This is a genomic window from Pseudoalteromonas sp. SG41-1 (assembly GCF_014164575.1).
GTDB lineage: Bacteria > Pseudomonadota > Gammaproteobacteria > Enterobacterales > Alteromonadaceae > Pseudoalteromonas > Pseudoalteromonas rhizosphaerae.
The window spans coordinates 1-23,207 of the sequence record NZ_JACJFL010000059.1; the positions used below are offsets into that span (position 1 = coordinate 1).

The following is a 23,207-nucleotide window of genomic DNA, read 5'->3' on the forward strand; positions in this document are numbered from 1 at the left end:
TCAAAAAAGAGCACACTCGCCTTATCTAGCTGCTCACCATTTAAGTAACGATCAACTAAAACATGGCCGTTATAAAGTTGATACCAGCGTTCAATTACTTCATCATCAGACCAATCAAGTGCTTGTCGCCTATTGACGTTCACAACAAGATGGTAGTAATTGCTCATAATCGCGCAGGCTGCTATTTCTATGGCAAATACACTACTTAAAAACCTTATTCGCTCTACTAAGCACTCCCTACGGTGATCAAAGTTTTTACCTGTGTATTTATCATCACCGTAAGCGTATAGCTAACGACACCTAGCTTTGCTTAATGTTCCAAGGTAGCAGTGGCTCAAGGTTATCTGGCTGCTCAGCAAGGCGCTGTAAGCAAGTAGAGATATAGTCATGCACCACAAGGTCATTTGCCTTTGCGGTTTCAACAAGACTATAAAGTATAGCGCTGCCATGAGCACCATTGCAGGTATTTGAGAACAACCAGTTTTTTCGCCCTATTACGAACGGTTTTATAGCTCGCTCTGCACGGTTATTATCAATACTGAGCCTGCCATCATCAAGGTAACGCCTGAATTTCTCAAACTGATTTATCGCATAGGTAATTGCTTCACCTAACGCCATTTTTGGTGGGATTTTATCTTTATGCTTGAGTAACCATTGATACAATTCATCAACGATTGGTTTGGCTTTTCTCTGCCTAATCTTGAATTTTTCATCGTGCGATTTATCTTTGATGGCTTGCTCAATACCGTAGAGCTTGCGAATAAGGTTTAGTGCTACATCTGCTTTGACGGTTTTTTTATTATTGCCTTTAGCCTCGATGAATTTACGGCGCATATGGGCTAAGCACGCAACCAGTGTTGCATTCGTTTGCTCGTAAGCCTTGTAGCCGTCAACGTGCATGTAGCCTTCGTAACCATCAAGGAAATTAACCGCACATTGGCCTGCGCGACTGTTATGATAATCAAACAAGACAATATTGGTGCCTTTACTCGGTTTATCATCGCCGCAACAATACAGCCACATATAGCTGGTTGCTTTATCTGCATTAATGACGTTTAACGGGGTTTCATCGCCGTGAATAACCGGTTGAGATAGCAACACGTCTTTTAAGCGTTGATACAGAGGGGGATAACAGGTCTGCGCAGCGCAACATCCAGCTCGACATGGTTTGTCTGCTCAACTCAATACCAATATCGCCTAACATGGTTTCTTGGCGATAAAGTGGTAAGCCAAACTGGTATTTACACATGATTATTTGGCTCAGCAAGCTGGGCGTTGCGATGCTTTTTGGAATGGCTGTTGCGGGCATAAGGGCGGTTTTTACCACACTTTCAATGCCTTCACGCTCACAGTGACGGCACGTATATTTAGGGCGAATGGTTTTGATGACTTTGATATGCGCTGGCACAAACTCGAGTGCTTCACTGCTGCTTTCACCCATTTTGTGAAGGGGGCTTTGACAGCAATCACACATTTTTTCATCCTCTTCGAGGTCAACAACGACCTCAACTCGGGGTAACTGAGCCGGCAGTGGCCGGCGTTTCGGTTTGGCTTTTTCTTTCTTTACTGAGGCCGATGTGGCCAATAGCGCTTTATCATGTTCATCGAGAATATCTTCTGCTTCATTGAATACTTCGCCTGCACCCGGCATCTTTTCAGATTTTTTGGCGTACTCTTTGGCTAGTTTCGCGTTATAAGCTTGTAGCAATTCGTGAATTTTCGCGTCTTTTTCAGCTAACTTTTCATCCATATGCTGTTGCAACTCAAGCAACATGCGCTTGAGTTGTTCTGGGTCGTCAGGAAGTGAGTGTGCATCAATTTTCATGTTCGCAATTTAACAGAATTTGACGGTGTTTTCTTGCTTGACGCAAAGATAAAACAGACGGTGTGGCAACGATCATTTACTCCCAATATGATCGATTAGATCATCGATTTATACCGCAACTCTTCATGACCAAGCACATCATATCCCGACAACAACCAATCCAGTTGCTCTGGACTGAGCTCAAATTCTTGCAGACTGGCTTTGTTTGGCCATTTGAACTTTTGCTTTTCTAATCGCTTGTACCACAAAGCAAACCCCGTTTTATCCCAGTAAACCAGCTTGAGTTTATCCTTCGCTTTGTTGCAAAATAAAAATAAAGCGCCAGTATAGGCATCACGTTCAAGCTCACCCTCAACGATTGCGACCAGACCATCAATGGATTTTCGAAAATCCACGGCATCGCGATAGAGGTAAATATGTGCAGGTTCAACGAACATTTTCATTAGGCAAGCTCGCGTAACAGTTGACTCAGATAAGTGGCAGGCATTGTGGATGGCAAGCTGACTTTCACGTTACCGATAGCAAGAAGCTGGGATGGCAATATTTATTTCCATCTTATAAGCTCAGTGTTGATCCTGAAAGTAAACAGTTGAGAAGGCATCATATAGATGAAAAGCAAGTACAGCGCGCGGTTAAAAAAGCAGCTAAGGATGCCAACATTAATAAACACGTTACCCCACATACTTTACGCCATTCTTTCGCTACGCACTTACTCCAAAGTGGCGCTGATATTCGAACGGTTCAGGTACAATTAGGTCACACTGATGTGAGAACAACCCAAATTTACACGCATGTTTTGCAGCAAGGCGCCAATGGCGTAATTAGCCCATTTTCACGAATTGGGGCTAACATATGTTAGCCCCAACGGATGAATTTTATTTAAAGTGTGTTATTCAATAACAACAAACCATAGCCAGCGAGTTGTTCGTCATTGAGGTCGTGTTGCCAGCTAGGCGTTAACCCCTGACGTTTTATACCGCTGATGCTTTGCGGGTTAGCGGTTAAATTAAGTATAAACATCGCTTTACTGCCGTTTAACTCGCGGGTTATTTCAACTAGGCCGTTGTTGTGTTGCGTTAATTCATAACTGCCTTTAATACCCAGCTCTGGGCGCTGTTTTTTCTGCGAAATTAAGTGCTGATATAAACGCCAAAGTGAATCAGAGTCTGCTTGCTGTACTTTAACATTGCGATCGCCTGCGCTAAGCTGCTCGGCTAAAAATTCAGGCCACCAGCTGGTAAAGTCTTTACCAAATAATTCACTTTGTTCAACCCAGCTCGTTTTAGCTTTGGTAAAACCGGCTTGATTGCTGTTGTCCCATTGCATAGGCGCACGTTTATAAACATCATGGCCTGTGCCACCTTGTGTTAAGCCAATTTCTTCGCCGTAATAAATATACGGTGTACCAGGGGAGCTAAATAACATCGCAGCGGCAAGTTTTGCTTTATCGTCATGCTCTGCAAGTTGATAAGCGATACGTTCTTGGTCGTGATTAGTTAAAAACGGCGCAAAAAAATCAAGCGGTGCGGCTGAGTCAATACGTTGCTGTAAATTTTGTTTGAGCACATTGGCATCAACTGCGTTGATTTGTTGGTTAGATTGCATGGTGCCAAATTGCGCTTCGCCACTGGCATCTGGTTTTAACAAACCCAGTATTTTATAGCCCACTTCAAAATCAAAGCCCTGATCAAGCCCCTTCCCTGCACCATAATACTTGGCTGCCACAGGAATATCGGCCCAGGCTTCACCTACTAAATACGCCTCAGGGTTCACACTTTTTACATACTGATTAAAGTGCTGCCAGTAAGCTATGGTTTCGTCTGTGTCGGCCTGTGCATTGCCGCCGCTTTCCATGGCAAAGCGCACAGCGTCTAACCTAAAACCTGCAACGCCTTTATCAAGCCAAAACTTAGCCATTTTTTCCATTTCAGCAATAACATCAGGGTGGCGTAAATTTAAGTCAGGTTGGCTGGCACCAAACGCGCCGTAGTAATATTGCTGGCGTGTTTCATTCCAATGCCATACGGCATCGGGCTTGTCGTTATCACTCCATGCGTGGCCCCAACCGCTACCGGCTTTTGGCATATCGTCGCGCCAAATAAAGTAATCAGCAAAAGGGGCTTGTTGTTTTGCTGAACGCTGAAACCATTCATGGTTACTTGATATATGATTAATAACTAAATCAAGTATGACTTTCATGCCTTTATCATCAGCGGCTTTTATAAAGGCTTCAAACTCTGCCATGCTGCCGTAGTCGTTTTCTACTTGGTAAAATTCAGTAAAATCATAGCCATGATACGACGGTGCTTCAAACATCGGGGTTAACCACAATGCGTTAACGCCGAGCTCTTGCAGATACGGGAGTTTTTGGGTCATACCATTAAAATCGCCATGGCCATCAGCATCGCTGTCGTAAAAACTACGTGGCCAGATTTGATAAAATACCGCATTTTGCCACCAAGGCGTTGCGTGTTGCTCAGTGTTTAATTGCGATATTTCGGTGTTATTAGTGTTGTTATTTAATGATGGTGCGCTTTGGCAGCCTGTTAGCATGAGTGCCAGTGCCAACACGCTTAAGGTAAAGGTTTTCATTTCAGCCTCGTTATTATTGTAATAAATAACATAGCCGTATTTTACTACGGCTATGTTAATTAACCTGAACTGCGGATAGTTTGTGGTTATTTTAGTGCTTTAGTTACCACCGGATAATGATCCCATACTTGCTTGTCACTTAATGAGCGAACTAGCTTCACGTATTCAGCATGCGTCCACGCCAGTGGTGTGGCTGAGTTAGTGCCCTCGCCTAACGTGTATCCTGCTTTATTGTTGCCTACGCCATCCCATACTTGTTCTGGTAGCATCATGCCTTCGTTAGCAAATTGCTCTAGACCTTTTACATAGCTATTTTTAATAGCCTGCTGTTTAGTTGCATCTAACGTATTATTGGCATTCGCGGCGGCAATTTCGTAATGACCACGTTCACCAGTAAAAAATGGCCAAACTCGCCCACGTTGCCCTGGGCTGTTTTTTCCGCCTTGCGCATAATTAGCGCCGGTTACTTCATCTTCACCGTAACCGTCGTTACCATAACGGCGGTAGCCTGCAAATGTGCCGCTGCCATCAGTAAACTCAAAGCTGTATTTAACTTGTAGGTTATCGATGAGCGTTTCATCGTCGTACTCAGGTAAGGTTTTAACTATACTGGGCGCTAGCGCATCACGTACGCCATAGCGAACTAACTCTAAAAAGCCACCATCAAGTATTTGCTTTTTATTAAACCCGTCACGGCCATTATTAGCGTTAATTTTGGTATTTGAGTTGGCGTTTTTATCTTGGCCAATGCGAATAAAATACTCGCCGTCTGAAGCGTTTGATTCTAAATTACCTGCGGTGGTAAACATCATACTTTCTATATCGGCGTTGTAACTTTTTGCTGTCGCAAGGTAGCGTTTAGCATTCACCTCATCTCCTGCCATTTTTGCAATATCAGCAGCGGTAATTAAACCGGCAACAACAGCAGCGGTGGTTGATGGTGAATACCCTGCTTGCTCTTCCCAACGCTCTTGTTGAGTCGCAGGTGGAGTTATTTGCATGTCGTTCCATAGGATTTTAGCGCGCCCACCGCCTACCAAAAAGTCAGCGGCCGGTTTTAACATGCGGGTATACCAATCAGTTAGCTCAGCATCACTTAATACATCAGCCTGATGAAGCTTCCACGCTAGCATAATAGGCATAGCGGTTTGGTCTAGCTGTACGCCTACCCATTCAAGTTCGCCATCTACGTGTGTTTTTTGTAAAAACCACCCTGTGTCGCCGTTGTTGCCCGGGGTTTTGCTGTTTACTTGTACTTTTTCAAGGTATTCAAATGCGGTTTTGGCTGTTGCAGTATCGCCCATGGCCATAAATGCCATGGCAACTTGATAAAAGTCGCGTACCCATACCGCTTTGTAACCAGTAGAGCCGGTTTTAGCAGATACGGTTTCGCCCCATGGGTTAGATAAAGACGCAATAAGCGCCCCTGCATGGGTTTTGTCTTCTTGGGCTTTTAACACCATAGCACTGGTATAAAGTAACTTGCCGTTATCAGCGGTTTGCTCGCTCATGCTAGTCAGTGGTGCAAGGCTTTGCAGGTAGTCTTGCCAACCAAGGGCTTCGCCTTTACCGTTGTAATTATCAAGCACAGCTTGGTAACCTTTGGCTAGCGTAGCTTGGCCTTCTTTAAAGCTTGCTTGCTGGTTGTTGCCAAAACTTAGGCTTAAATCGAATTGACTGTTTTTACCAATTTCACCTAGCTCTGCTAATAAACTAACATTCCCCGATTGTTCACCGGTAGTTTTATAAACGCGGGTAAGCTGCTGAGTTGTTTTAAGCTGGCTTAAACCATCACTCACGCCCGTAAAACCGACACTTGTTTGTTTAAATGGCTGTGCACCTTGCAATGACAAGTAATTATCGCCCTGCCACGCTACCAATCCTTGCTCGGTGGTTTTTGCAAAGTCATCTAAGCCGTTGTTGTTTATATACGGGTTAACCGTTACATAAGCTTTTACACCGTCGAGCTGGGTATTAAAAATACTGCGTACAAATAAGCTTTGCCCGTCTGGATCGGTAAATATATGTTTTTCTAGGCTAAAGCGACCTTGTTTGTCTTTGCTTACTACTTTGTATGCTAATGATAACGGGCGGCCTTTATCGTCTTTGTATAAGTAGTCAATAGTAACGTCTAAATCATCAGCTTCGGTGACTGTAAAATCTTTTCCTACTACAACAAATTGCATGTCTTTAATTTGCGCTTGATGAATAAGCCCAAACATGGTTTCGGTGATCATCCCTTTAGCAATCGAAAACCATACTTTTGACACTTTAGCTGTTGGCGCGTCGTCACTGTAATGGCCATTTTGGTATTGCTCAAAAGACGTGCCTATCCCGGTTTTACCTGCGTATGCCCAAAATGGGGCTTCGCCTGGTGCGCCTGGCGCATTCACTGATGTTTGCGCTTCTGTACTGGTTTGCGTATTTTGCACGCCACAACCGACAAGGCCTGCGGCCAATATTGTCGCGGTAATTAGGTTATATTTTTTCATTTTAGACCCTTAAATTAAGACTGTTTAACTCGCAGTACGGCAACCGCTGCAAGTACAAAAGACACAGCACCTAGCATCAATGCGTAAATAGGTTGATTTTGGAAAAAGTGACGAAGTATCAGGCCAAGGACACTGGCGGCTAATAATTGTGGGATCACAATGAAAAAGTTAAATATTCCCATATACACACCCATTTTATGACTCGGTACTGAGGTACTTAACATGGCGTAAGGCAAAGACAAAATAGACGCCCACGCAAAACCAATACCTATCATTGGCCAAATAAGTAAGCTCGGATCTTGTATAAACATAAAGCTCGCTAAACCTAACGCACCTAAAATAAGGTTAAGTGCATGCGCTAGTTTTAAACCAACACGCTTAACGATGATCGGGATACATAAAGCCGCCAATGCAGCAAAACCGTTGTAAGCCGCAAATAAAATACCCACCCAGTCTGCACCATTGTTATACGCCGCTGAACTTGTGTCGCTGCTACCATAATGAAAACTGGTTACCGCTGAGGTGGTGTAAATCCACATGGCAAATAATGCAAACCAGCTAAAAAACTGTACCCAAGCAAGTTGTTTCATCGCCTCTGGCATGGTGAATACATCGTTAACGACTTGGTAAAAGCCACCGCTGGTGTGGTTTTTTGCCTGTAGTGCGGCTGCAATAAATTGAATTACGCCAAAACTCACTAAGCCAGCTGCCAATAGGTACAGCTCTTTTTCTAGGTTTAATCCCATAACTAAACCAAGTACGGCAAGGCCTAACACAGTAAATACACTGCCGCCTTTACTAAAGTTAATTTGTGCAGATACAGCCTGTTCAGCCTCAGTTTGCTCTTGTTGATTAAATGCGGCCAATTCTTCAGGTGAATATTCTTTGGTGGTTATAATTGTCCAGCCCACTGCGACCAGCAATACAACTGCACCAAAGTAAAATGAGTACTTTACTGAATCAGGAATTTGCCCTGCAGCGGCGGTGTTGGCAATATCAAACCAGTTCGTCATCATCCACGGAAGTGCAGAAGCAACCACGGCGCCTATGCCTATAAAAAAGCTTTGCATTGCATAGCCAGTAGCACGCTGTTTGTTTGGTAGGTTATCGCCTACAAGAGCGCGAAATGGTTCCATAGTGACGTTAATCGATGCATCCATGATCCATAACATGCCCGCTGCAATCCAAAGCGTTGGTGAGTTTGGCATAATAAATAACGATAATGTGGTTAAAATAGCGCCGTATAAAAAAAACGGACGACGGCGGCCTAATTTGCCCCAGGTTTTATCGCTCCAGTAACCAATAATTGGCTGTACAATTAACCCTGTGAGTGGTGCTGCTACCCACAAAATAGGAATGTCATCTACATTAGCCCCAAGGGTTTGAAATATTCGGCTTACATTACCGTTTTGCAGTGCAAAGCCAAATTGAATGCCTAAAAAGCCAAAGCACATGTTCCATATTTGCCAAAAACTTAAATCTGGTTTGTTATTTTTCATTATGAGCTCCAGTGGTTAATACTGCACTGCTAAGCGCATTTAAAGTTAAACTAATGTGTGCCTGCTCAGCTGTAATAGTTAGCTCGGCGTTTTGATTCGCCTCTAGCAAATCAAGCAATTGTAATTTTTCGCTGGTATTTTGCGTCAGTGTGTTAAGTGGAATATCAATACTGATCTGACTGACTTGCTCAGCAAAATTACTCACCACCCAAATTTGTTGATTACCGATACTGCGGCTAAACGCAGCAACTTTTTCGCTGCCAGTAACCATCAGTGGTTGCATGTCACCAGCTACAACTGCTGGATGTTTACTCAACGCCATAACGGCTTTGTAATATTCACGTAATTGACCTTGTGCCGGTGTTAATAAAGCACCATCAAACTTGCCGTTGTTCATCCACGCTTGATGCGCTGGCACGCCAATGTAGTCAAAAATACTGGTGCGAGTTGGTTTGCCAAAGCCTGCATCTTCAGAGCCATCTTCACCCACATCTTGAGCAAAATATAATAGTGTTGGCGCACGGCTAATAAGGTTTGATACTACTAATGCGGGTTTGCCCTTTTCACTACTACCTGCAAAGTCAGGGCTGGCGATACGTTGTTCGTCATGGTTTTCTAAAAAGTGCAGCATATGCTGCTCTATGTCAGCCACTTTTTGCTGAGCATTAAAAATAGTGTCTGCCGGTTGCGTGCCTTGCATAACAGCTTTTAAGGTGTCGTAAAAGCCGACTTTATCGTACAAGTAATCCATTTTTCCTTGCTGGATATACGGGCGATATAGTGCGGGATTGTATACTTCGGCTAGTAAAAATGCCTCTGGGTTGTGCATCTTGATTGATGAGTTTAGAAAGCTCCAAAACTCTACAGGTACCATTTCGGCCATATCATAACGAAAGCCATCTACGCCTTTATCGAGCCAATATAGCGCGATATCACGAAACTTATACCAGCTGTTTGGCAACTCTTTATCCTGCCAAAACTCAAAGTGCGCGCGTAAATCTTTAGTAGCATACTCATCGGGCAGAGTTGGAAAGTCATAACTACCGTCAGGTTTTACGCCATAATTTACTTTAACTGTTTCGTACCAGTCGTTTATATCAGGCTTAGCAGCACGGGCACCATTACCAGTCCATTTTGCAGGCGTTTCAGCAAATAAGCTATCAGCAAGTGGGTGGGCATTACCGCCTAGCACTTGGTAGTTTTCAATGGTTGGTACTTGAAATGACTGCCCAGTAACGTAATAAAAGTTATTATCGCGGGCATACTCTACGCTGGTGTCATCTTGCTCACCAAAATCTTTAACTCCAGCGGGTTTAGCGGTTGATTGATAATGACGCGCCACATGATTTGGCACAATATCAATGACCACTTTCATACCGTGTCGATGGGTGCGCTCAATTAATGCAGCAAACTCTTCGAGGCGGCGCTCTGGATTAATGGCTAAATCTGGGTTTACATCGTAATAATCTTTAATTGCATACGGCGAGCCGGCACGGCCTTTCACTACATCCGGGTCATCTTGGCTAATTCCATATTGGCTGTAATCGCCGACCAAAGCATGGTGTAACACGCCGGTATACCAAATATGGGTGGTACCAAGTTCTTTAATGCCACTTAAAGCAGTATCATTAAAGTCACTAAATGTGCCTACGCCATTTTGCTCTTTGGTTCCCCACGGAATATTGGCTGTTTGCGTATTACCAAATAAGCGCGTGAATACCTGATACACAACCGGCTTTGAATGCTCGTTAACTTGTTCAGCTACCTTTTTGTCAGTACTGGGGGTTGTGGGCTCATCTGAGCAGCTCGACAATAACAAGCTACTAGCTAATACCCATGAGCCATATTTGAATGTACTAATTGTGGTTTTATTTGTTGTCATAATGTTCTTACTTAGATCTGACGTTTTAATGGGTTGTCATTTAAACGTCATTTTTATTATAAATTTAATACTAAAGTGAACTGCCACTGACTGACAGCGGCTGCATACGTATTCACACAGGCTTTATTCAATTATTAATACCGTTGCACTCATAGGCGCTAAGGTCACTGTATCTGTTATATTTATTTGCTGTTCAGTAAAAAGACTCACAGCCTGTTTGTATTGCCCAATAACCTCTTGCAGATACGCTAATGACCAGTTTTTTGCTGCGGTATTTTTATTTAAAAACACCAACAAAGTTTGCTGTTCACTTATCCGCGCGTAACTGTATATACCTGATTTAGGACTAAAATGAACCAGTTTACCTTGCGCTATTGCTGGGCTTTGCTTTCTAAAATTAAGTAAGGTGGTGATGGTTTGCTGCATATCACGCTGCTCATCTGATAACCCTTGTCCTGTAAAAGCATTACTTGGCTGACCTTTAAAACCACCGGGGAAATCAATACGGATATCACCGTGATCATTACTGCCCGTATTATCAAGCAATACTTCGGTGCCATAATACATTTGTGCAATACCACGAGTGGTAAGCAACATAGTCATCGCCATTTTCGTTTTAGCAAGATCTTGCTTAAGCTGAGTGTAAACTCGGCTCATATCGTGGTTATCGGCAAACACGAGCAAGTTGTCTGGATTTGGGTATAAAAAGTCATTGGCGATTGATTGATACACTTTTACCCAGCCAGTGTTCCAACTCTCCTCTTCATTAAGTGCTTGAATAAGTGACTCTTGTAATGAAAAATCCATCACGCTTGGTAAGCTTGAGGTATAGCCGTCGTTATTTACCTTTCCTGCTTGCCAATATGAAGCAATCGCAGGATTGGTGGTCCACTCTTCGCCAACAATATTAAAAGCGGGATACTCAGTCATTATGGCTTTAGTCCAGTCAGCTAAAAAGGCTTTGTCTGAATATGAATAGGTATCAACGCGAATACCGCTTAAGTCGGCGTATTCAATCCACCAAATAGCATTTTGGATAAGGTAGTTTGCTAATAACGGTTGCCGCTGGTTTAGATCCGGCATTGTGGCTACAAACCAGCCATCGCTAAACTGGCGTTTATCAAACTCACTTGCATGTGGGTCTTGAATGGTTTGACGAGCATGGCTGGTAGCATGTTTACCGTTTGCAAACTCGCCATTAAAATTGATCCAATCTGATGTGGGTTTATCTTTCATCCATTCATGCTCAGAGCCAAAGTGATTAAGCACTAGGTCCATCACTATACCAATACCGTGTTGTTTCGCTTTGGCTGATAACTCGCGATATAACTCATTTGAGCCCATGCGTGGGTCGATAGTGTAAAAATCGGTAATTGCATAACCGTGATAAGAGTAGCTGGGCATATCATTTTCAAGCGGTGGTGTTAACCAAAGCTGGGTTACGCCCAGTTTTTGCAAATACGGCAGTGCGTTAATTACACCTTGAATGTCGCCACCGTGACGCCCACCTCGCTCAATTGGATTTGCAGCCTCAAGCACTCCTTTTACTGTGTCGTTGCTGCTATCGCCATTAGCAAAGCGATCCGGATTAATTAAGTAAATGGTATCACTGCTATCAAAACCGTTACGTTTACTGCTATTAGCTTTACGTGCATGCAATTGATACTCAAAACGCTCCCCTGATTTGCTGCTAAACACTAAAACACCTGGCTTTGCTATTGGATTTATTTCAATATTTAAAAAAGCGTAATTTGGATTATCTGTTTTAGTTACACTTTTTAAACTCACCCCTGAGTAAGATGCTAATTGCCATTGTTGCTTAGCAATACCTTGATCATGCAGCATAATTTGCAAGGTATTATTTTGCATACCAACCCACCAGTTTTGTGGTGATATAGTTATTGCATTGGCGTTTAAACACATCCCTAAAAGCGTGCTTAATAAAAAGATATGAATGAGTGATTTCATATTAATTATTTTTCATCCTCGCTAAAAATTCACTATGAGTCGGCAATTTGTTTACCGTACCACTAATCAGAGTTTTTAAATTACCAAATAACTCTGCGAGTTGTTCATCACTCAGTGCATCTGCGAGTGGGTGATAATCCTGCGCTCCAAGCCCTTGACCTATCATTACTTGCTGCCATGCAACTTCGGCAAAAAGTTCATCATCTTCTCTAATTAATTTACCTGTTTGCTTAAATAAATCGATTTTAGTTTGCAGTGATTTAGGTATATTCATTTGCTTACACTGGCGCCAAAATGCGCTGTCAGTGCGCTCAGTCAATTTGTAATGCAAAATAATAAAGTCGCGGATCCGCTCAATTTCGATTTGGCTTTGCATGTTATATGCATCTATTAATGACTGCTTAATTCCATTATTCGGAAAAAACTTTATTAACCGAATCACGGCGGTTTGAATAAGGTGGATACTGGTCGATTCTAACGGCTCTAAAAAGCCGCTAGATAAACCAATAGCGACCACATTTTTATGCCATTGCTTTCGCCTTCGCCCTGTTTTGAAACGAATCACTCTAGGCTCTGTAATTGGTTCACCGGGAATATTATCAAGCAGTTTCAGCTTCGCTTGCTCATCGGTTAAGTGTCGACTTGAATATACTAGGCCATTACCTACACGATGTTGTAATGGTATTTGCCACTGCCAGCCTGCGCTATGTGCAATAGAACGCGTATAAGGCACTGGCTCTGTAGCCGTTTTAGTTTGTACCGCAATAGCACTATCACATGGCAGCCAATGTGACCAATCCTCAAACCCCGTATTTAAGGTCTTTTCGATTAGCAGTGCGCTTAGCCCTGTGCAATCTATAAATAAATCGCCTGAAATTATTTGCCCATCTAACAGCTCAAGTGCCTTTACAAAACCGGTCTCTGGGCATTGCTGAACATCAGCAATTTTACCCTCAATGCGTTTAACACCGCGTGATATAGTCAGCTCTTTTAAAAATTCTCCGTACAAGGTGGCGTCAAAATGATAAGCATAACTTAGACCTGCTAGCTGTGTATTAGGTATGTATTTTAAATGAGTAAACTTATGCTGTTTTGCTGCTTGATAGTTAAGTGAAAAGTCCCAAAAATCTGTCTCACTACCTTGCTGCTTAGCCTTCAGCCAAAAGTGGTAAAACTCACAAAATGGGAAGTCTTTCCCAACATCACCAAAAGCATGCATATATTTGTGATGCTTTTCGCGCCAATTTTCAAACTCAATGCCGAGCTTAATTGTTGCTTGTGTTGCTTTGATAAACTCACTCTCGTGGATTCCTAATGCCGCGTTTAGGTGAAGTATCGGCGGAATACTAGCTTCCCCAACTCCGACCGTACCAATTTGATCCGACTCAATGAGGGTGATATTAACTACTTTACCTAGCACTTTATTAAGTAACGCCGCAGTGATCCAACCTGCAGTACCACCACCGGCAATAATTATGTGTTTTAACTTTTGCTTTTGCATTCACGCTTCCACCGTTATGTACTTTTATCAGTGTAGTTGAGCGATATAAAAAAGCCCTTGTAAAACAAATTACAAGGGCCTTTCAACGCTAAAAAAAATTATAGCTTATAGCTAAAGCCAAGTAGGAAAGTACGGCCGTAATCTTGGTAATCACGTACTTGTAAATCACTGTTGCCTTGAAGCGATACAAATGGTTCTTCAGTGATATTTTGCACTTGGAACGTAACACTCAAGCCGTTCAAACTTTCAATGCTACCTTCACTAAAGTCATAACCAATTTGAGCATCCCAGATAGTTTCGCCTTTGATATCAACCTGTGTTGTCGCAAAACCCAAACCGTAAACATCGCCTTTGAAGTCGCTACGTTTTCTCATACTTGTACGTGCTTGAAAACCGCTACGCTCAAAATAAACCGTTAAGCTGTCAATTTGGTCTGATAACCCTGGTAGTTCATACTCGTTACCATTTTGATCAGTCAGGTCTTGCTCTACACCAGTATGACTTGCAATTAAGCCAAAACCCTCTAACGATGAGTGAAAAATATTAAACGGTAATGCCAGTGATAGTTCGTAACCCCAAAGATCACCTTCGCCACCATTTACTTTACCTGAGCCAGAGCCAGTTGAGTTAGCCGGAATTTGACCTGTTGATGGGTCTGCAACTCCAGACATATCAACTTCATAACTACCATCAAAAATCCATTGCGTAATATCTTTATAGAAAAACGCTGCAGCAAAGTAACCTTCTGCATTAAAGTAATTTTCATAGCTTATATCTAAACCTGTGGCTTCTTTAGGCTCAAGCTTCGGATTACCACCTGATACGCTCCAATAATTACCATTTTCATCTGGTTGCTGATTATATGAAGCATTAATTGATGCATTCATTTCGTCAAGACGAGCACGTGAAATAGTTTTTGCAGCACCAAAACGAATGGTTTGGTCTTCATCAATTGCAAACGATAGATTTATACTTGGTAAAAAGTGGCTATAGTCATGACTTACATCTGTAGATGAAACAACCACTAGACCATCAACAGTATTTGCTGCAAAACCTTGCGAGGATTGATCTGTTTGTACATAGCGAGCACCAATATTACCTCTGACCGGTATTGATCCGAGTTCAGCATTGATATCGAGTTGTGCGAATACTGCAGTAACTTCTTCTTTGACTGTCCAAGATTGCGTTTTATGTTTTTGATCAGTCAGGCTTTCTTGTAGTAAATCATAGTAACCGTCGTTTACTAAACCGTTAGTGTCATAAGCAACCATGTTGCCCATGCCGATAAAATCAAGGCTAGCTGTACCTTTACGATATTGTTCAGGAATCGATAGCATACCTGGGTTTGATAATGAAAAGTCTTTTAAAGTCATGAAGTAACCTTCAGACACTTTACTCTTTTCGCGGTCACGGTATGAAATACCAAAGCTTACTTTACTAAAGTACTCGTTTTCAAGTAATTTGCTTGCCGCTAACTTTAATGTAATTAGTTCATCATTAATTTCAGGGGCATTAATAAAGCCATCTTGTGCAGTATTTTCGTAAGCTGTTCCTGATAAGCCATATTTATTGTTTAGAGCTGCACTTGACCCCCATGATAATGGACCACCTAATTGAATTAAGCCATAATCACTGTAGTCTAGCTGAGGAGAAAACTGTGCACCGGTGTTCCCACCATCAAACTCATAACCAATGTTATCAGCAATACCATTTGCATCGCCTCGGCCAGTACCAGAATAGCTTTCGATACTCCAAATTTGGCGTTCAACTTCAGAGCGGCTGGCGTCAAGTTCAACTGACCAAGAATCATCTATGTTATATTTAGTGTTAAAACCAAACTGCGTTAAATCAGCATTACGCTCTTCGTAGTCATTACGTACTACTACACGTTGGCCTTGGGTTACAGCACTAGTAATAAAGCCACTTTCAGAGTCAACTACGGCTGAGTTAGGATCAATTGTACCTTGTCCCCATGCAAATGGAACTTCAATACCACGAAGGATTTTTTCATCTGAAAAATCAACATAAAGCGCATCAAATGTCATACTTAAACGATCGGTTGGTGCTGCTTCAACGACTAACATTGCAGAATCGCGTTCTAGAGTAGATGATCGCACGAACGGTTTTGCACCACCGAGTATCGAATACGTTTGGCCGTCATCACCCGTAAACTCAGGATAACCCCAAGAGTTCCAGCGTTTTTCTTGGTTTGGTGAGCTCATTTTGTTGTAAGCAAATGCAACACCAATTGTATCGTCTGCAAATTGGTCGATATACGATACTGTACCCCGAAAACCTTGGTCATCACCATCTGGATTTAATTTATCAAAACCTGTTTGCTCTAATTGACCATTAAACATGATCACGCGCTCACCTTTACTTAAAGGCTTTACAGTTTGCATGTCGATAACACCGGCGATACCTTCCGCGTCTAGGCTTGCACTTGGCGTTTTATATACGGTTACACCGCTCATTATTTCTGACGGATAAAGGTCAAACTCAACACCACGATTGTCACCAATCGATACTTGCTCACGACCATTAAAGGTTGTAGCACTTTCATTTTCGCTAAAACCACGCACACTTACTCGGCTTGCTCGACCATCTAAACGCTGTGCAGTAAGGCCTGGTAAACGGGCAATTGACTCCGCAATTGATGAGTCTGGTAATTTACCAATATCTTCTGCAGAGATAGATTCAACCACCTCTGATGAAAAACGCTTTGTATTGATTGACTCTACAACGCTGCCGCGAAAACCTTTAACTTCGATGACTTCAACGTCATTCTTTGCGGTTTGTTGCTCTTCTTGTGCGTATGAAGAGAAACTGCTAATACCTGCGGTTGCAAGTGCAATTGTTAATATACTTGGTTTGAACATAGACATGATGTGTTTCCCGTTACCCAATTTTATATTACTAACTTTTAGCGAGTTGCTTGTGATAGAAGCAAACCATTTGTTAGCTATTTTGTTGTCAGGATGAATATTAACGCCCGTTTTATTTTATTAACAACTTTATGCATACGTATTCAGACTAGTGCAAAACCAATAACTTTAACAAAAAATTCACACAAATAATGGCAACACCTTGTTTTTATAGGTATAAAGATGAGGCAATTGATCATTCTATTTTATAAAAGAAATATGCACTGCTTAGAGCTCCTTTGGTGCGGCAATTTACAGTTTAATACCTTAATTATTAGTGCATTCACACTTTACATTCGAGTCCTGCTCGCTCCTCTTACAAAATGCCAATTGGTAAGACCATTAATTGCAATGCACCATCACGCTACAGAACCCATATAATATGCACCAAGTTGGATTTGCTACTTTGTTAATGATACGAAAACGAGAATTGGTAAACATTCATTTGCCGCTCACATACCTTTATTCGTAGGTTTTTCAGAAGCTGTTTTCCTTATCAAAGCGATCTATTTAGCATGCATACGTATGCATCCTTTTTACAGTATCAAGCCCTTCACGTATGCTTTTTAAAAAATAACGTAGTTCGTTTCAATCGAACTGCTAACAAGATTACGAACACACCATTTCTAAACAGTAATAATTAAATGGGAAGTGTTGTCACGATGGAGAAAAAAATGGCTCAACAGCAGTGGTATAAGGGCGCCGTGATTTATCAGGTTTATCCGCGCAGTTTTCAAGATACCAACGGTGACGGCATTGGTGATTTAAAAGGGATCATCAGCCGGATAGACTATATTAAAAGTCTGGGTGTTGATGCTATTTGGATCTCACCATTTTTTAAATCACCAATGAAAGACTTTGGCTATGATATCAGCGATTATCGTGACGTAGACCCTCTTTTTGGCGATCTTAATGACTTTGACGAGCTCATTGCACAAGCTCATCAACGTGATATTAAAATTATTATTGATCAAGTATTGAGCCACACATCAGACCAACATCAATGGTTTTTAGATAGCCGAGAAGACAAAACTAACGACAGATCTGATTGGTATGTATGGGCTGATGCAAAACCAGATGGCACCCAGCCAAACAACTGGCTTTCAATTTTTGGTGGCCCTGCTTGGCAATGGGAGCCGCGTCGTGGCCAGTATTATTTACACAACTTTTTTACTGAACAACCGGATCTTAATTTTCATAATCCAGATGTACGTCAAGCAGTATTAGATAATGTTGAGTTTTGGCTTAAAAAAGGAGTAGATGGTTTTCGCCTAGATGCAATTAACTTTTGTTATCACGATGCACAGCTACGTGATAACCCAGCCAAACCACCAGAAAAACGCCAAGGCCGTGGTTTTAGCGAAGATAATCCATATGCATTTCAGTATCATCATTATAATAATACCCAACCTGAAAATATCAGCTTTATGCAAGATATTCGTACCCTGTTAGACAAGTATCCTGGTACCGTGTCTTTGGGTGAAATATCATCCGAGGATTCACTTGCTACTATGGCTGAATACACAGCCGGTGGCGATAAATTGCATATGGGTTACAGTTTTGAGCTACTAACCAATGATTATAGCAGTGAGTATATTCGTACAACAGTTAAAACATTGGAAGAACGAATGACAGAAGGCTGGCCATGCTGGGCCTTTAGTAACCATGATGTAGAACGTGTTGCTAGTCGTTGGAGTAACAATGGTGAAGTAAACTCAGAGCAGTGTAAAATGCTTACCGCCCTACTCGCTTCATTGCGCGGTAGTGTATGTATGTACCAAGGTGAAGAGCTAGGTCTTGGCGAAGCAAGTGTGGCGTTTGAAGACTTACAAGACCCATATGGGATAACTTTTTGGCCAAACTTTAAAGGCCGAGATGGCTGTCGTACGCCTATGCCATGGCACAATGATGACGGTGAACAGGCCGGATTTTCTGCAACGAAACCTTGGTTACCTGTTGACGAAAACCACAAACGCCAGACTGTAAGCAAACAAGATAGCGATAGCGATTCGATTCTAAATGCGTTCCGCCATTTTATGACATGGCGTAAGCAACAAGCTATCTTACTCGAAGGCGATATTGAATTTATTAATACCCCTGAGCCATTGTTAGCTTTTTACCGTCGTTTTGCAGGCCAGACTATGTTGTGCGTATTTAACCTAGCTCAAGAGCCTGCAAGCCTCAACATTGAACACACTGATATTGTGCAACATACAGAATTGAATCATCACAATGGCAGCTTAGAGAAACAAACCCTTACCCTACCCGGTTTTGGTTGTTTTTACGCAGCAGTTAGTTAATTTCAAAATCTAATTACAACACTGCATATATAAAATTAAGAAACTAACCATTGTTATAGACTATCATAACTTAGTTCTTAAGGAACGCAGGTCGTGTGATCTACCTATTTTAAACGGCAAATATCATTATTTTTTTCAATGAATTGCCGCTTACAATTTACCGCTAGTTGATCAAGTACACGGTGTATCTTATAATTACACTGTGTTCGCAGTATGCTCAGCCAAACCAGCGATTCTGCAATATGCGGTTTTTTTTAATAAAACCCCTTGAGTTATTCCATGACTCTAGCTCTTTGAAAAATAATCGATTTTTCAAAGAGTCGCGTATATATCGAGTAACTCATCAAGGTTAAACTGTATTCTTTTAAATTAGTAACAGGGGAAACGGGGCGCTTTTCATTGGGTAGATAAATAAGCATATACTCGGATCCATTTTTCTTCCAGCGTACTGTTAACTCAAGTGGCTGACTACCCCATTTCTCGGGCAAATTTTTGAGTTTACTATTATTTTCTTTAAGCTCTACACCAGCGTAATAAGCGGATGTGACGGTTGGGTTAATGTTTTTATTCGCTCTGACCAAAAAGTAGCCGCCATCTTGAGATATTTGCTCAAAGTAATCTAAATCAAAATACCCTGCATCAGCAAGTAATAACGTATTTTCTAGTGTGTGACGACCAGGTAAAAAGGCTAGCTCAGTGTCAACATCAGGACGGGTATCTATTTCACAAGGCTGTTAGTTTAATAGGTCGTAGGTAACATGCAACTCAATTTCGGCAGGACTTATAGCAGTAAAGCGACCAGCAAAAACCACAGCTAATTCATCATGTAGAACAAATGATGAGCCATCTTGCAATAACACTCGCTGTATTCCTAGCTGGGTAAAAAAGGTTTTATCCAGCGTGTTACAGTCAATTTAGACATCGCTTAAGTAACGAGTTCACGGACTAGTTCAGTCAAGGCCGGTTTCTAATCTGATTATGAAAAGGTTTATAATTTATCGTGCAATTAGCCTGCGTTCGCAGGTTCTGATGGATATCTGGCAAGTTAGCGTCTTGCTAGCAAGATAAGCTTTTGAATACAGCTTTGAGCAGATAAACAATCAATCGGCAACGGTGTCGAATTTGAAATCCAGAGGTTTTTGCAAGCTTAATTAGATGCTTTTCTGAGATAAGGGCTTTAAATTGATTTGAAACTTGGTTAATCTGCGGCTGAACTCTGTTTTTAGTCATGTTTTTATTGGCGTAACTATTTGATCATTAACAGAGTTCAACTTCAATTTTTCTTAAGATCTAACCTATGAATATGCCTTAAATATAAGGCTAAATTACATTGAACCAACCAGTAATAGAATATCTTGGATACTTTGCGAAAGGTGTTACGTAACTTACTGAATGTGGTAAGTTTACATCAAATAAACTAAGAGTATTATTTTTCGGGAAAAATGTATCAACCATCCCCCCTTCAGCATTAAAAAAGTGTAGTAAACCACCCCAATCAGGATGCCAGTTTGGTGTAAAACCAAACACATAGGCAATAGCTCTACCTTCACTAGGTAGCACATCATTATGCCTTGTTAAAAAATTACCTGATATATAGCGTGTTACTTGTAGACTTGCACTAATTACATTTTCATTACCAGTGATCTGTCGAATAAAGTTAAGACAAACATCTGAATTCAGATAATTAAAAAGAGCTTTATATAAAGAAAATTCTGTATTTTTATTGATATTATGTCGCCCATAAAAAAGCCAATTCCATTTGAAGCATCTTTATAGATTGTCCTTTGGAGTTCTCTTTTTTCTTCTGTAGTCATATTCTCTAATTCACGATCTGAAGATTGAATATATTTACCATCTATAGCAAAAGCATTTAGAAAACTCGTCTTATTTTCGACCGCTTCGTGCAGAAGTGATGCACTTTCATCTGTCCATACGTCTGAGAGTATGACCTTTTTATTCTTCATATACTCTTTTTGTATACACTCCAGCTTTTCAGTTGTATTTTTTAACTCAACTATTTTTACCTCATAAAAAAAGCCACTCTAGAGTGGCTTTAAATTAAATTATTAATAATGCATTAAAATTTAATCGTTGCTCGTAAATATACGAAGCGGTCCATATTCACATCATACTCAGTAACTGAGAAGTTGTTTGTAGATATTGCTACATCGTTATTGCTATATTCTGGCGTTGGTTCTTTAGCAAATAAATTCTCTATACCTAATGAAAGCTTTGTGTTATAGGCATCTAGCGCATAACCAACTGAAACATCATGCACAAAGTAAGAACCGATCTCCGCAGCCATACCTGGATAGTTCTCAGCTCCATATAAAATATCGTAGTTGTTATGTAAACGATCTACATAGCGTGTTTGCCAATGAGCGTCAAAATCACCCATCGACCAATCAACTGCAAATGTACCTTTATATTCAGGGAAACCTCCATTCCCATACTGAATACCAACTTGGTCTTCACCATCAAATTCATTTGTCATCACATATGACAAGTCTAGTGACGTTTTAAAGCTACCGTATTCAGTATCAAATTTATAAGCTGTATAGAAATCAATACCTTCAACATTATAATCACCTGAATTCTGCAGGAAGTTACGTAAATCTGTAACATTACCATTAGAGTCCCGTTCAATATAATCACAAGACTTAGCATTTTCACCAGTAGCACATTCGCTCAATATACGTGGAGAGCCATATCGACCGATTGAATTTGTAACTTCAATGTCATAGTAATCGATTGTGAACTCTAAACCATCAACATAACTAGGATTGTATACAACACCAAATGTTTTTGATTCTGATTCTTCTGGTTTTAAATCTGGAGTAGAAACGCGAGTTTCACGAATTTGCGTATTAGCTTGTGAGTATCCATCTGGAACGCCTGCACAACCAGGAAGGTTAGGTACAACACCGTCCACTGAATTACATGGATCTGTTAATGTAGGAAATGAATCAGAATTACCTGCATATAAATCCGAAATTGAAGGAGCTCTATAACCTTCAGCCCATGTACCACGAAGTAGAATGTCGTCGATAGGACGGTATTCTACACCCACTTTAGCAGTAGAGTTGCTACCATATGCACTGTGATCTGAGAATCGAATTGCTGGTGAAATAGTTAAGCCTTCAAAAACAGGGATTGATAGCTCAACATATGCCTCATCTAAGCGAAAACCACCAGAGGTAGCATCACGCTGGTTACCAGATGTTTCACCACTTTGTGTTAATGGATCTGGCGTATCGTAACCAGTTTCTTCACGACGCTCTAAACCGATAGCCATACCTACAACACCTGCAGGTAATTCAAACGCATCACCCGCAAAGTTTAATGTGTAATCTTTTAGCTCTAAACCTTCGCGGGATACACTATCAAAAGTTACATAATCAACCATTTCCGGTGTTATAGAACCTTCACCGCCAAACAAATTTAGAGGGACACACGAAGTAGATGCGTTACAATTATCACCTAATGCTTGGTTAATACGAGTAAGATTAAGTAGACCTGTGGTTAAAACGTCTTGGCTATTTTTGCCGTAAATATATGATGCATCCCAAACCCAAGAAGTATCGCCGATACCACCTTCTAAGCCAACCATTGCACGGTAAGTAGTATCATTTTGTTTATAAATACGGTTACCAGCTTCAATAAAACGGCGCTGTCCAGCAAAAGGGACATAACCTTCAACACCAGCGCGTGATGCATCACCATATAACGTTTCACCGAAAGGGTTATAGATATTATTTGCATGAATATCTACTTTACTTGCTGCTGAACCAAAAGACGCACCAATGGTAAGCGGCATCGCTGCTAACAACTGAGACGATTGACGATTGGTCATCATGAAGTCAGAAACTAATCTAACGTCATCAGATAAATCGTAAAATGCTTGTACATACATACTATTACGTACTTGCGGAGTAGCTAAGTAGTTATCCGGTGCATAATTATATACATCACCACTGCGATCTCTGAACGAATCAAGGCCAACGTCCGAACCGGCACCATTAGGAACTAAGTCAAAACCTGCATTAGGTTTTCCAGTGTTATTTTCGGTATAACCTTGAGCTAGTAAATCACTACGTAATGAATCAGAAATAGCACTAGATGTTAAACGAAGACGGCCTTTTTCTGTTGTTGAACTGTTACCCATTGATGAGATATCACGATCACCAGCCCAAATTTCAGCTTGAGTAACGTGGCTAAGGTTCA

Annotated in this window: 14 protein-coding genes and 3 pseudogenes; 2 read left to right on the forward strand and 15 right to left on the reverse strand. The window is 41.3% G+C overall.

Translation table 11 applies throughout. From position 1 onward, the window contains the following. From H5203_RS23020 to tnpB, 3 genes and pseudogenes are all read right to left on the reverse strand, one after another. Positions 1-278: pseudogene (locus H5203_RS23020) on the reverse strand (alpha-amylase family glycosyl hydrolase); the annotation flags it as partial. 22 nt (positions 279-300) lie between these two features. Then, positions 301-1,825 (reverse strand): annotated as a pseudogene (gene tnpC, locus H5203_RS20395) (IS66 family transposase). 95 nt (positions 1,826-1,920) lie between these two features. Next, on the reverse strand, positions 1,921-2,268 hold the full coding sequence (gene tnpB, locus H5203_RS20400; RefSeq protein WP_182762794.1) for an IS66 family insertion sequence element accessory protein TnpB: 348 nt from the start codon (positions 2,266-2,268) through the stop codon (positions 1,921-1,923). 77 nt (positions 2,269-2,345) lie between these two features. Here tnpB and H5203_RS20405 point away from each other — a divergent pair. Next, positions 2,346-2,684 (forward strand): annotated as a pseudogene (locus H5203_RS20405) (tyrosine-type recombinase/integrase); the annotation flags it as partial. A gap of 20 nt (positions 2,685-2,704) precedes the next feature. On the opposite strand, the gene H5203_RS20410 reads toward H5203_RS20405, so the two are convergent. The 7 genes from H5203_RS20410 to H5203_RS20440 all read right to left on the reverse strand — a co-directional run bounded on the left by H5203_RS20410 (position 2,705) and on the right by H5203_RS20440 (position 16,644). Beyond that, entirely contained in the window at positions 2,705-4,417 is a 1,713-nt protein-coding gene (locus H5203_RS20410) for an alpha-amylase family glycosyl hydrolase (protein ID WP_182820206.1), read from the reverse strand. Positions 4,418-4,503: 86 nt separating this feature from the next. Further along, positions 4,504-6,909 (reverse strand): glycoside hydrolase family 15 protein, encoded by a 2,406-nt coding sequence (locus H5203_RS20415; protein WP_182820207.1) that lies wholly within the window; start codon positions 6,907-6,909, stop codon positions 4,504-4,506. Positions 6,910-6,923: 14 nt separating this feature from the next. After that, a complete protein-coding gene (locus tag H5203_RS20420; protein WP_182820208.1) occupies positions 6,924-8,408 on the reverse strand; it encodes an MFS transporter in 1,485 nt (494 codons plus the stop codon). Next, positions 8,398-10,290 carry an alpha-amylase family protein gene (locus H5203_RS20425; RefSeq protein ID WP_145233436.1) on the reverse strand — a complete coding sequence of 631 codons (1,893 nt, stop codon included), beginning with the start codon at positions 10,288-10,290 and terminating at the stop codon, positions 8,398-8,400. The genes H5203_RS20420 and H5203_RS20425 overlap by 11 nt, the downstream gene beginning before the upstream one ends. Before the next feature lie 123 nt (positions 10,291-10,413). Then, positions 10,414-12,258: a glycoside hydrolase family 13 protein gene (locus H5203_RS20430; RefSeq protein WP_182820209.1), complete on the reverse strand. Its 1,845-nt coding sequence runs from the start codon at positions 12,256-12,258 to the stop codon at positions 10,414-10,416. Between the two features lies 1 nt (position 12,259). Beyond that, complete coding sequence (locus H5203_RS20435) at positions 12,260-13,759, reverse strand: tryptophan halogenase family protein (protein WP_182735198.1); 1,500 nt, start codon at positions 13,757-13,759, stop codon at positions 12,260-12,262. Positions 13,760-13,857: 98 nt separating this feature from the next. Beyond that, entirely contained in the window at positions 13,858-16,644 is a 2,787-nt protein-coding gene (locus H5203_RS20440; protein ID WP_182735197.1) for a TonB-dependent receptor, read from the reverse strand. Positions 16,645-17,357: 713 nt separating this feature from the next. Between H5203_RS20440 and H5203_RS20445 the strand changes: the two genes are divergently transcribed. Then, positions 17,358-18,983 carry an alpha-glucosidase family protein gene (locus H5203_RS20445; protein ID WP_145233428.1) on the forward strand — a complete coding sequence of 542 codons (1,626 nt, stop codon included), beginning with the start codon at positions 17,358-17,360 and terminating at the stop codon, positions 18,981-18,983. A gap of 272 nt (positions 18,984-19,255) precedes the next feature. On the opposite strand, the gene H5203_RS20450 is transcribed toward H5203_RS20445, so the two are convergent. The 5 genes from H5203_RS20450 to H5203_RS20460 form a co-directional block, all read right to left on the reverse strand. Beyond that, entirely contained in the window at positions 19,256-19,705 is a 450-nt protein-coding gene (locus tag H5203_RS20450; protein WP_182820211.1) for a transposase, read from the reverse strand. Positions 19,706-19,717: 12 nt separating this feature from the next. Next, positions 19,718-19,843, reverse strand: a complete 126-nt coding sequence (locus tag H5203_RS23025; RefSeq protein ID WP_259397419.1) for a hypothetical protein — start codon at positions 19,841-19,843, stop codon at positions 19,718-19,720. Between the two features lie 460 nt (positions 19,844-20,303). After that, positions 20,304-20,543 (reverse strand): 2OG-Fe(II) oxygenase family protein, encoded by a 240-nt coding sequence (locus tag H5203_RS23030; protein WP_310736567.1) that lies wholly within the window; start codon positions 20,541-20,543, stop codon positions 20,304-20,306. 116 nt (positions 20,544-20,659) lie between these two features. Further along, the gene (locus tag H5203_RS23035; protein ID WP_259401983.1) at positions 20,660-20,947 is read right to left on the reverse strand and encodes a hypothetical protein; all 288 of its coding nucleotides are present in this window, start codon (positions 20,945-20,947) and stop codon (positions 20,660-20,662) included. 113 nt (positions 20,948-21,060) lie between these two features. Continuing rightward, positions 21,061-23,207: TonB-dependent receptor domain-containing protein (locus H5203_RS20460; RefSeq protein ID WP_182820210.1), on the reverse strand; the 2,147-nt coding region annotated here is incomplete at its 5' end.

Coding starts and splice junctions, on each gene's coding strand:
- tnpB (WP_182762794.1), bottom strand. CDS start 2,268: ATGAAAATGTTCGTTGAACCTGCACATATTTACCTCTATCGCGATGCC.
- H5203_RS20410 (WP_182820206.1), bottom strand. CDS start 4,417: ATGAAAACCTTTACCTTAAGCGTGTTGGCACTGGCACTCATGCTAACA.
- H5203_RS20415 (WP_182820207.1), bottom strand. CDS start 6,909: ATGAAAAAATATAACCTAATTACCGCGACAATATTGGCCGCAGGCCTT.
- H5203_RS20420 (WP_182820208.1), bottom strand. CDS start 8,408: ATGAAAAATAACAAACCAGATTTAAGTTTTTGGCAAATATGGAACATG.
- H5203_RS20425 (WP_145233436.1), bottom strand. CDS start 10,290: ATGACAACAAATAAAACCACAATTAGTACATTCAAATATGGCTCATGG.
- H5203_RS20430 (WP_182820209.1), bottom strand. CDS start 12,258: ATGAAATCACTCATTCATATCTTTTTATTAAGCACGCTTTTAGGGATG.
- H5203_RS20435 (WP_182735198.1), bottom strand. CDS start 13,759: ATGCAAAAGCAAAAGTTAAAACACATAATTATTGCCGGTGGTGGTACT.
- H5203_RS20440 (WP_182735197.1), bottom strand. CDS start 16,644: ATGTCTATGTTCAAACCAAGTATATTAACAATTGCACTTGCAACCGCA.
- H5203_RS20445 (WP_145233428.1), top strand. CDS start 17,358: ATGGCTCAACAGCAGTGGTATAAGGGCGCCGTGATTTATCAGGTTTAT.
- H5203_RS23035 (WP_259401983.1), bottom strand. CDS start 20,947: ATGAAGAATAAAAAGGTCATACTCTCAGACGTATGGACAGATGAAAGT.